The sequence below is a fragment of the Rahnella sp. PD4 genome, assembly GCF_049199325.1.
GTDB classification, from domain to species: domain Bacteria; phylum Pseudomonadota; class Gammaproteobacteria; order Enterobacterales; family Enterobacteriaceae; genus Rahnella; species Rahnella perminowiae.
This window is the reverse complement of record NZ_JBLZQF010000016.1, coordinates 44,146-54,565: the sequence shown is the minus strand read 5'-3', so window position 1 is coordinate 54,565 and position 10,420 is coordinate 44,146. Positions and strand designations below refer to the sequence as shown.

The 10,420-nt window shown below is 53.0% G+C and carries 9 protein-coding genes; 3 read left to right on the top strand and 6 right to left on the bottom strand.

Going from position 1 to position 10,420, the window contains the following annotated elements; translation table 11 throughout:
* Window positions 1-151: 151 nt before the first annotated feature.
* Both purK and purE read right to left on the bottom strand, forming a co-directional pair.
* On the bottom strand, window positions 152-1,216 hold the full coding sequence (gene purK / locus ACOZIO_RS24355) for a 5-(carboxyamino)imidazole ribonucleotide synthase (protein WP_129955611.1): 1,065 nt from the start codon (window positions 1,214-1,216) through the stop codon (window positions 152-154).
* A complete protein-coding gene (gene purE / locus ACOZIO_RS24350; protein WP_129955610.1) occupies window positions 1,213-1,722 on the bottom strand; it encodes a 5-(carboxyamino)imidazole ribonucleotide mutase in 510 nt (169 codons plus the stop codon). The genes purK and purE overlap by 4 nt, the downstream gene beginning before the upstream one ends.
* Window positions 1,723-1,902: 180 nt before the next feature.
* On the opposite strand from purE, the gene ACOZIO_RS24345 reads away from it, so the two are divergent.
* Window positions 1,903-2,535: a tRNA-(ms[2]io[6]A)-hydroxylase gene (locus ACOZIO_RS24345; RefSeq protein ID WP_129992288.1), complete on the top strand. Its 633-nt coding sequence runs from the start codon at window positions 1,903-1,905 to the stop codon at window positions 2,533-2,535.
* Window positions 2,536-2,646: 111 nt separating this feature from the next.
* Here the strand turns inward: ACOZIO_RS24345 and lpxH are convergent, their stop codons facing one another.
* Both lpxH and ppiB read right to left on the bottom strand, forming a co-directional pair.
* Window positions 2,647-3,369, bottom strand: a complete 723-nt coding sequence (gene lpxH / locus ACOZIO_RS24340) for a UDP-2,3-diacylglucosamine diphosphatase (RefSeq protein ID WP_129992287.1) — start codon at window positions 3,367-3,369, stop codon at window positions 2,647-2,649.
* An 11-nt stretch (window positions 3,370-3,380) separates the two neighbouring features.
* On the bottom strand, window positions 3,381-3,875 hold the full coding sequence (gene ppiB, locus ACOZIO_RS24335; RefSeq protein WP_129955607.1) for a peptidylprolyl isomerase B: 495 nt from the start codon (window positions 3,873-3,875) through the stop codon (window positions 3,381-3,383).
* A gap of 227 nt (window positions 3,876-4,102) precedes the next feature.
* On the opposite strand from ppiB, the gene cysS reads away from it, so the two are divergent.
* A complete protein-coding gene (gene cysS / locus ACOZIO_RS24330) occupies window positions 4,103-5,494 on the top strand; it encodes a cysteine--tRNA ligase (RefSeq protein WP_129955606.1) in 1,392 nt (463 codons plus the stop codon).
* 121 nt (window positions 5,495-5,615) lie between these two features.
* On the top strand, window positions 5,616-6,479 hold the full coding sequence (alkA, locus tag ACOZIO_RS24325; RefSeq protein WP_240782880.1) for a DNA-3-methyladenine glycosylase 2: 864 nt from the start codon (window positions 5,616-5,618) through the stop codon (window positions 6,477-6,479).
* A gap of 13 nt (window positions 6,480-6,492) precedes the next feature.
* Here alkA and ACOZIO_RS24320 read toward each other — a convergent pair whose 3' ends face one another.
* Together ACOZIO_RS24320 and mgtE are read right to left on the bottom strand one after the other, a co-directional pair.
* Window positions 6,493-8,769: a diguanylate cyclase gene (locus ACOZIO_RS24320; RefSeq protein ID WP_129955604.1), complete on the bottom strand. Its 2,277-nt coding sequence runs from the start codon at window positions 8,767-8,769 to the stop codon at window positions 6,493-6,495.
* Between the two features lie 202 nt (window positions 8,770-8,971).
* The gene (gene mgtE, locus ACOZIO_RS24315) at window positions 8,972-10,411 is read right to left on the bottom strand and encodes a magnesium transporter (protein ID WP_129992283.1); all 1,440 of its coding nucleotides are present in this window, start codon (window positions 10,409-10,411) and stop codon (window positions 8,972-8,974) included.
* Window positions 10,412-10,420 lie beyond the last annotated feature (9 nt).

Sequence of the window (10,420 nt, the reverse complement as noted above, 5' to 3'; positions counted from 1 at the left end):
GCAGTGAGTTTGTAGCCGTCACGACCATCAAGGTAATGCCTGACGGCCATAAGTTTGATTTGAAAATTGTATTTCATATGAACTCCGAATGAAGGTTTAAAAAGTCCAACATTCGGGGTTCAGTTCATCGCAGGGGAGGGAGTCGATCAAATCAAAGCTTATCAACTGCCCATTCAATGCCGCTGGCGTATTCTGGCGGCAGCATCGGGACCAGTGCGTTGAGAGTGTCTTTCAGCAGGCTGGCGCTGGCGTCGTTGAGATTCAGGTGTCCGACTTTACGACCCGGACGCACGTCTTTCTCATACCAGTGTAGATTGACCAGCGGCAGACTCAGCCATTTTTCTGATACATCGGTGCCAATCAGATTCACCATCACCGACGGCGAACTCACTACCGGTTTCGGCAGTGGCAGATCGAGAATGGCGCGCAGATGCATTTCAAACTGACTGTAGGATGCGCCGTTTTGCGTCCAGTGTCCGCTGTTATGCACACGCGGCGCCAGCTCGTTGATCAGCAACCCTTCGCTGACCACGAAACATTCCATCGCCATCACGCCGACATATTTCAGTTCGTTCATGATGGCCGACAGCATGCCTTCTGCCTGCCGTTGCAGATTAGCATCCGGCTGTGGCAGCGCAACGCTGGTGCGCAAAATACCGTCCTGATGCAGGTTGTGGGTCAGCGGATAAAAGACCGTTTTGCCGTCGTGTCCGCGCGCACCCACCAGCGAGACTTCACCGGAGAAATTGATGCCCTGCTCAACGATGCATTCGCCGTAGCAATCCTGCGGCAGCGTATTTTCTTCGCCTGAACGCAGACGCCACTGACCCCGGCCGTCGTAACCGCCAACACGACGTTTCACAATCGCCAGTTCACCCAGCTGTGAGAAAACCTGCGGCCATTGGGCAACATCGGCCAGCAATTGCCATGGTGCGGTTGCCAGGCCGAGTTGATCCAGTAACTGTTTTTGCGTCAGGCGGTCGGCCAGACGCGGGAAAATATCGCGGTTGACGAACGCATTATGCGTCGCCAGTTCACGGGTCAGGGCAGTTTCCGGCCAGCGCTCGATTTCAGCAGTGATGACGCTTTGCTGATACGGTACGGCTTCCGGCTCGGCATCCAGGCCGACGGGATATACGGCGATGCCCAGTGGTTCACCGGCCTGACGCAGCATTCTGCCTAACTGGCCGTTTCCGAGTACGCAAACCGGTTTCATGCTTCCTCCCGCGGATCGGGATTATTCAGCACTTCGTCCGTTTGTGTAGTGCGCCATGTCGCCAGATTTTTGGCGATTTCAGCATCATGCAGCGCCAGAATCTGTGCCGCCAGTAGCGCCGCGTTAGCCGCACCCGCTTTACCAATCGCCAGCGTACCGACCGGAATGCCACGCGGCATCTGCACGATGGAATATAAGCTGTCGATGCCACTGAGTGCCGCACTTTGCACCGGAACACCCAACACCGGTACCAGCGTCTTCGCCGCCAGCATGCCCGGTAAATGCGCTGCGCCACCGGCACCCGCGATGATCACATCAAATCCGTTAGCGGAAGCCTGCTCAGCGAAAGTAAATAACTTGTCCGGCGTACGGTGAGCGGAGACGATATCGACATGGAAAGGAATATTCAGCGTTGTGAGGACGTCGGCGGCGAACTGCATGGTCGCCCAGTCACTTTTTGACCCCATAACGATGGCGATTTTTGCCGGGGTAACGTTGGATGACATGTCTGTAAAGCTCCTGTGATTCGGAAATAGAAACTGCGAGGGCGCAAATGATAGCATGCTCCGTGAGGGAGGAAAACGGTTGCGTCGCCGGAAAACCGCGCATTTTTGATGAGAAGTTGGCGGCAGATTTGTATAATCCCCCTCACGCTGTTAATGACAAATCTGACTGGAAACTGATTTATGACGCAGGCTTTACTGGCACCGATTTATGATTTTCTTCACTGTGAAACCCCTGCTATCTGGGTCGATGTGGCGCTGGAAAATCAGACGGTGATGCTGATTGATCACGCCAACTGTGAAAAGAAAGCGGCGGCAACGGCGATGAGCCTGATGACCAAATATCTTGAGCGCACTGAACTGCTGTTTTGCGCGGCCCGTCTGGCACGGGAAGAGCTTCACCACTTTGAGCAGGTGGTGGAAATCATGCAAAAACGCAATATTACTTATACCCAGCTTTCACCGTCGCGCTATGCCAGCGGGATGATCAAACATACCCGTCATCATGATGATCTGAATATTCTGGTTGACCGGCTGATTATCGGAGCGTACATCGAAGCGCGTTCCTGCGAGCGCTTTGCCAAAATTGCGCCACATCTCGATGAAACCTTATCGCGCTTTTATACCTCACTGCTGCGTTCTGAATCACGGCATTTTGCCGATTACCTGGCGCTGGCAGAACAGTATGCCGGAACGGATATCCGTGAACGGGTAGAGGAGTTTGGCAGAATTGAAGCGGAACTGATCCTCACGCCGGATGAGCAATTCCGCTTCCACAGCGGCGTACCTGTTACCCTTCATACTTCAGGCTGCTGATATGTTGACTGCGTTCATTCGTCCTGGTCACTGAGCCAGCTAAGCTCCCGGGGATTCACAAACTTGTTGCCTTCGGCAACTCAACATTATTCAGGGTAATGGGAGGGTGACTCAAAACGGGAAGCTGATCAGTTCCACGTTGTCGGCAGTCACCTTGACCATCGAGCCTTCTTCGTGCCAGGCACCGAGTACCACCCGGTGCCCGGTTTTATTCTGCAACGCCACCTCGTGGATCGCCGGACGATGGGTATGGCCGTGAATCATCCATTCTACGCCTGACGTCTGCATTTCGCTGATCACTGCCTGCGGGTTCACATCCATAATATCCAGTGACTTACCCTGATTTGAGGCTTTGCTGTTGGCGCGCATTCTGGCGGCAATCGCCAGCCGCCATTTCAGCGGCAGCATCAGGAAAAGTTTTTGGATCAGCGGGTTGTGGACTTTTTTGCGGAAATTTTGATACGCGACATCATCGGTACACAGGGTATCACCGTGCAGGATCAGGACGCGGCGGCCATACAGCTCAAGCACTTTTTTTTCCGGCAGCAATGTCATCAGGCTGTCGCGTGCGAAGCGTCTGCCGAGCAGAAAATCGCGGTTACCATGAATGAAAAAGCAGGGTACGCCTTGCTGGTGTAACTGATTGAGTGCTGCGGCGATCTCGGCATGAAGCGGCTGCGGATCATCGTCGCCTATCCAGGCTTCAAACAGGTCACCGAGAATGTACAGGGCATCAGCCTGCGGCGCATCTTCGCGCAGAAAACGCAGAAAACCGGCAGTGATTGCCGGTTCCTGTGCGCAAAGATGGATATCTGCAATAAAAAACGTGGTCATCCCGACGTTGATTATTCGCTGACTGTGACGCTTTTGATCACAACATCTTCTTTTGGAACGTCCTGGTGCATGCCGCTGCGGCCGGTTTTGACGGCTTTGATCGCGTCAACCACATCCATGCCTTCGACCACTTCTGCGAATACGCAGTAACCCCAACCTTGCGCATTTTTGCCGCTGTGGTTCAGGAAATCGTTGTCAGTGACGTTGATGAAGAACTGGGCCGTGGCGGAGTGCGGATCGTTGGTACGCGCCATTGCCAGCGTGCCTTTGGTATTTTTCAGACCATTGTCTGCTTCATTATTGATAGGCGCATCGGTGTTTTTCTGGTTCATGCCTGGTTCAAAACCGCCGCCCTGGATCATGAAACCGTTAATCACACGGTGGAAAATAGTGTTGTCGTAGAAGCCTTTACGGCAATAGTTCAGGAAGTTTTCAACGGTGGCTGGCGCTTTGTCAGCGAAAGTATTAATGACGATGTCGCCGTGGTTAGTGTGGAAAGTGACCATATTTATCATCCTGCTAATGTTGATGTGTGCTCTTAGTAAGAGCGGCTACTATAGCCTTTTCTTATACCATAACTCAAAAGTTGCCGTCAGCAGTGGCTTTGTGATGACTAAAGCCCGTCCGGTGGCCTTATGGCGTTTCGGTGAAATCATTTTCGTTATATTATACGCGTTAGTGTCGCTTAAACGCGTCAACGTCATTTTCTACGCCCAACACACGGAATAGCCTGATGCTGAAGATTTTTAATACCCTGAGTCGCCAAAAAGAGGAATTCAAGCCAATTCATGCCGGTAAAGTCGGTATGTACGTGTGTGGGATCACTGTTTACGACCTGTGTCATATCGGCCATGGTCGCACCTTTGTGTCTTTCGACGTGGTATCACGTTATCTGCGCTACCTCGGTTATGACCTGAAATATGTGCGCAACATTACCGATATCGACGACAAAATCATTAAACGTGCCGCTGAAAATGGCGAAACTTTCATGTCGCTAACCGATCGTATGATCGCGGAAATGCACGCTGATTTTGCCTCACTGAACATTTTGCCACCGGACGCGGAACCGCGTGCGACGCGGCACATTGATGAGATCATCGATATCGTGCAGAAGCTGATTGACCGCGACCATGCTTATGTCGCGTCGAACGGCGACGTGATGTTCTGGGTGGAAAGTGATCCGGATTACGGCGTGTTGTCCCGTCAGGATCTGGATCAGTTACAGGCTGGCGCACGCGTTGAAGTTGAAGCTAACGTGAAACGCAATCCGATGGATTTTGTGTTGTGGAAAATGTCTAAGCCGGGCGAGCCGAGCTGGACATCACCGTGGGGCGAAGGTCGCCCGGGCTGGCATATCGAATGTTCTGCCATGAACTGCAAACAGCTCGGCGCGCATTTCGACATTCACGGCGGCGGTTCTGATCTGATGTTCCCGCACCATGAAAACGAAATTGCACAGTCAAGCTGCGCGCATGACGGTCCGTATGTGAATACCTGGATGCACTCCGGTATGGTGATGATTGATCGTGAAAAGATGTCCAAATCGCTGGATAACTTCTTTACGGTGCGCGACGTGCTGAAATATTACGATGCTGAAAGTGTGCGCTATTTCCTGATGTCGGGTCATTACCGCAGCCAGCTGAATTACAGCGAAGAGAATCTGAAACTGGCGCGTACCTCAATGGAGCGTCTTTACACCGCGCTGCGCGGGACCGATGCTGCTGCAACGCCAGCCGGTGGTGAGGCTTTCGTTGCGCGTTTCCGTGCGGCTATGGACGACGATTTCAATACGCCGGAAGCTTATTCTGTGCTGTTCGATATGGCGCGTGACATCAACCGCCTGAAAGCGGAAGACCTGTCTGCGGCAAACGGACTGGCCGCCGAACTGCGCCAGCTGGCAGGTGTACTTGGCCTGCTGGAACAGGATCCGGAGCAGTTCCTCAAGTCCGGCGCACAGGCGGATAATGACGACGAAGTGGCTGAAATCGAAGCGTTGATCAAACAACGTAACGATGCCCGTGCCAGCAAAGACTGGGGCATGGCGGACAAAGCGCGCGATCGTCTCAATGAAATGGGTATCGTGTTAGAAGATGGCGCTGCCGGAACCACCTGGCGCCGCAAGTAATCTCCTTCATACCTGAAGCTGCAGCAGTGTGCCTTGCTGCAACTCCAGTTATTTTGGAGAGGCGTGATCTCAACAGCCTCCTTTTTGGAGGCTTTTTTATAAGGATTACCCTGTGACCCGAATGCTTCTGACGTATCAGCCTCCGTATGACTGGCAATGGATGACGACTTTTCTCGGCGTACGTGCGTTGCAGGGCGTCGAACAGCAGGACGGCGAATATTATCAGCGCACGCTGGCAGTGATGCACAATGGTGAACGGCTGACAGGCTGGTTGCGGCTGCGTCCGTTGCCTGAGCAACATGGCGTTGAGCTGGAAGTGTCGGCGTCGCTCTCGCCGGTCACGGAAAAAGTGGCGGCACAGGTGCGGCGTTTGCTGGATCTGGATGCGCAGCCGATGCTGATCGCCGGCGGTCTGGGGACGCTGGCGGAAAACGCCGTGGGATTACGTCTGCCGGGCTGTATCAACCGTTTTGAGCTGACGGTTCGCGCCATTCTCGGACAACTGGTGAGCGTGAAAATGGCGGCGACACTGGCGACGCGGCTGACCGAAAAATGGGGAGACTCTGTGTGTACGCCGTTTGTGGCACTGACCCATTTGTTTCCATCTGCGGCTACGATCGGGCAGTTAACGGTGGATGATTTACGGGGCATCGGTGTGCAGGGCAAGCGTGCGGCATGTCTGATTAATCTTGCACAGGCGGTGGAGGAGGGTCGTTTGCCGCTGGATGGCATCACCGATGTGCAGGACGGAATAAAACAACTGCTGGCAATGCCGGGGATTGGCAACTGGACCGCCAGTTATATCGCCATGCGCGCCTGGTCTGCGCCTGATGTTTTTCTCGGGGGCGATTATCTGATTAAGCAACGCTTTCCGGGAATGACGCCGGCGAAAATTGCCCGCTATGCCGAAATCTGGAAACCCTGGCGTACTTATGCCACGCTACATTTATGGTTCAATCACGACTGGCAGCCGGATACGCCCTAGTCGGGTTCCAATGTTACCCTTGTGCACCAGACTGAGGATTTTCAGGCGGTGTTTCGCCGCTGGTGTACGCGATGGCGTTTTTTTGCTCCGGTTCATATTTATAAACCCGCCCGCGTCCGTTGTGTTTGGCGATATAGCAGGCCATATCCGCCTGCGCCATGTATTCGCTGCCGGTTACGTTTGCATCGTTTATTTGCGTCATCCCTGCGCTGGCTCCGATCCGGTAGCCATTTCCTTCCCAAATAAAGTAAAAATTATTGATTTTATCCACCAGATGCTGAAGCGTTATCAACCCCTGTTCCTGGGGACAATCAAATAAAATCAGCGCAAATTCATCGCCACCCAGCCGCGCCAGCCGGTCACTGTTGCGGATATTCTCCTGCATCAGGGTGCTTAACTGACGCAGCAGTTCATCCCCGGCGGCATGCCCTGCCGTGTCGTTAATCGCCTTAAAATGATCCAGATCGATAAACGCCAGCACATGAGACTGACGTTGTGTTGCCGTCACATTGAGCGCTTTTTTCAGGCTCGATTCGAAGCTGCCACGATTCGATAACCCGGTGAGTAAATCGTGAGAGGCGCTGTAGCTAAGTTTGCGCATCAGTTCGCGGGATTTACTGACATCCTGTAGTACCAGCACAATGCCAATCGGTTCGTCTTTCAATGTACGCAGCGGCGACACGGCCAGCTGAACGTCAAACAAAGCAGTATGCTGTCCGTGCAGAACCAGGGAACGCTCAACCGAAGAGTGCAGGTTTTCATTGATATCAAACTGCAAAAGGTTATCGATAAGCGGCCCTCCCGCCCCTTTGCTGATAAGCACAATGCGGCTCACCGGTTGTCCCTGTGCCTGCTGTTCTGTCCAGCCGGTCATTTTCTCGGCCACCGGATTCATGAAAGTAATATTCATGTTACGGTCAGTTGAGATCACGGCTTCATTGATAGAATTGAGCGTGATATGCAGCAGTTCTTTTTCTTCATGCAGCGCTTCCGAAAGGCGCTTATTGGTCACTTCGGTGTGTTTAAGTTCGTTGATATCTTCAATCTGAGAAATGAAATACAGCGGATTATGGTGTTCATCACGCACCAGCGATACGGCGAGCAGTGTCCAGATAATTTCCCCGCTGCGGCGCATATAGCGCTTCTCCAGGGTGTAGCTCTGGATTTCATCGTTAAGCAGTTGCTGCAGTAGCATCAGGTCTTTGCCCAAATCGTCATGATAGGTAATTTCCTGGAACGTCAGGGTCGTCAGATACTCCGCCTCATAACCCAGCAACTGACATAACGCTTTGTTTACCTGCAACAGTTTGCCTTCCGGAGATACCAGCGTCATACCAATCGCTGAATATTCCATGGCATTTCTGAAGCGATTTTCACTCTGTGTGATGTGAGATTTTTCAGCGCGCAGCGCATGCATCGCCATCGCCATGGCATTCGCAGGCATCAGAATCAGTAACAGCGGCAGAAAAATTAATCCCTGGGGGACCTGAATCGACAGTCGCGGCTGAACAGAAATAATGCCGCTGGTATGCAGTAACGCAATCATCAGGGTCACTGCCAGGAAAATAATGAACGCTTCAATCCGGGGTAAACGAATGGCGCACCACAGCAGGGGAATGGTGATAAATGCGAAAGTGTAAGGCAGCCATTTCAGCGCAAGATAACCGGCGGCCAGGGTCAGGATTAACGTCAGAAGTAGCCCGAACAGACGTCGTGAAGTGAGCAGTTTAGACAGATAGCCGCGCTGGTAGATTAGCCCCAGTGGTGTGAGAGCGAGGATCGCCACCGCTTCTGACATAAACCAGGTCACAAAGCGGCTTTGTAATTCCGCCGGGGTATGAGCAGGCAGAATAAACAACAGCATAATTAACGCGCCGACCAGCGGGCAGAAAATTACCGCGACGAAGAGAAATTTCATCCAGGAACCCAGCCCGGAAAGCGGATCCTGGGCTGGCAGCATTCTGCGCAACAACGCGGCGCAAAGTGCCCCTTCAATAAGATTGTTGATCAGATAAGGCAGGTAATGGAAAAAAGGGGTGCCGAGGATGGTATGTGATGCCGCAATCCCAAGCGCAGCGGACCCCAGCAGCGGGATCCAGGCGCGATAACGGTTATGGAATAAAACAGGGATCAGCAATGCCGTCGGTAGCCACATCCCGGCGAGGCTGGATGACTTCTGAATAATACTCAGGCAAGTCAGCGCCAGCAGGCAAATTGAAATGCCCAAAAGTAAGCAGGATGTCCAGTTTGCCCGATAAATCCTGCGTGAAAGCGGTTTGCTCTTTTCCACAATGAAAACCTTTTTCTGGCTGACGGAGAGTTGCAGGCAGTCGCAGTGACACTTATTTATTCCTGTTACTCTGCACCTGTCGCAAGTCGGGCTGCGACAGGAGGAATGAATATCGGAGAATCAGCGCTAATTATTAATGTAAATTCTACATTACGCTGTAATAGATAACGAATTTTCCGGCCAGAAAGCCGGAATTGATTCATCAGAGCAGGAAAATGGTGGCGAGGCCGAGGAAAATGAAAAATCCGCCGGTGTCTGTCAGCGCGGTAATCATGACACTCGAACCGACTGCCGGGTCCCGGCCAAGACGCACCATGGTCAGCGGGATCACGACGCCCATCAGTGCGGCCAGCAGCAAATTCAGTACCATCGCCAACGTCATCACGGCACCCATTTGCCAGTCGCCGTAGAGCAGCCAGGTGACGACCCCCATTAATCCGCCCCACACAAGGCCGTTGATCAGCGCCACGCCCAGTTCCCTGAATATCAGGAATTTCAGATTGCCGAGCTGTACGTGGTGCAACGCCAGCCCGCGCACAATCATAGTGATGGTCTGATTACCGGTATTCCCGCCGATACCGGCAACAATGGGCATCAGCGCGGCCAGTGCAACGAGCTGTGAAATCGTGTGTTCAAACAGGCCAATCACGCGGGAAGCCACAAACGCCGTACACAGATTGATGGCCAGCCATGCCCAGCGATTACGTACAGCTTTGGTCACCGGCGAGAAAACATCTTCTTCAGGACTTAACCCCCCCATACGGCGTAAGTTGCTGTCGGTGTCGTTATTGACGAAATCAACAATTTCTTCCACCGTCAGGCGCCCCATCAGTTTTCCTTTTTTATCCACGACGGCAGCGGTGATCAGATCGTAGCGCTCGAACGCACTGGCTGCATCCTCCGCTTTATCCTCCGGTTCAAAGCTCGTGAGTTCGGTGATCATCACATCAGAAACCAGCGTATGCGGCGGGTTCAGTAAAATGGTAGTCAGCGGCAATTCGCCGATCAGCGTATTTTTCCGGTCAGTGATAAAGACTTTGTCGGTTGCCTGGGGAATTGATTTGCGTGATCGGAGAAAGCGCTGAACGGTGCCCAGTGACACATCCGGACGAACGGTCAGTAACTCGAAATCCATAATGCGGCCAACGCATTCTTTACTGAATTTCATGACTTCACGGACTTTGTCGCGCTGGCGCGGATCCAGCGAAGTCAGTACGCGGCCAATCAGGTCGCGGGGCAGATACTCCGCCAGATAAACCTGATCATCGACATCCAGCAGTGACATGGTTTTGAGCAAATCTTTATCGCTCATTTCTTCGATCAGGCTGTCCCAGACCGTTTCTGAGACTTCCACCAGTGCTTTGCCGCGCGCAGCAGGTTCTACCAGCCGCCAAAGCGCCAGACGCTCCCGTATCGGCAAGGCTTCCAGTACGTCCGCCACGTCAGCGGCATGAAGATTTTTTACCCGCGAGGTCAGCTCGGCGGTGTTGTCCATCAGTTGTGCACGCGTGTCGTCATCGACGTCCGGTTCCTCGCCCAGAATACTGTCGGCGAGGTCATCGGTGTTCAGAAGGAGATCGAGGATCCTGCTGCGGCTTTCAGCCAGCTTCTGGCCGTAATTTTTCGGTTTTTCACCAGGCATTTGAGATCC

Bases quoted from the DNA above. Each gene is read 5' to 3' on its own strand.
- ACOZIO_RS24345 (WP_129992288.1), top strand. From the start codon at position 1,903: ATGACGCAGGCTTTACTGGCACCGATTTATGATTTTCTTCACTGTGAA.
- lpxH (WP_129992287.1), bottom strand. From the start codon at position 3,369: ATGACCACGTTTTTTATTGCAGATATCCATCTTTGCGCACAGGAACCG.
- ppiB (WP_129955607.1), bottom strand. From the start codon at position 3,875: ATGGTCACTTTCCACACTAACCACGGCGACATCGTCATTAATACTTTC.
- purK (WP_129955611.1), bottom strand. From the start codon at position 1,216: ATGAAACCGGTTTGCGTACTCGGAAACGGCCAGTTAGGCAGAATGCTG.
- purE (WP_129955610.1), bottom strand. From the start codon at position 1,722: ATGTCATCCAACGTTACCCCGGCAAAAATCGCCATCGTTATGGGGTCA.
- cysS (WP_129955606.1), top strand. From the start codon at position 4,103: ATGCTGAAGATTTTTAATACCCTGAGTCGCCAAAAAGAGGAATTCAAG.
- alkA (WP_240782880.1), top strand. From the start codon at position 5,616: ATGCTTCTGACGTATCAGCCTCCGTATGACTGGCAATGGATGACGACT.
- mgtE (WP_129992283.1), bottom strand. From the start codon at position 10,411: ATGCCTGGTGAAAAACCGAAAAATTACGGCCAGAAGCTGGCTGAAAGC.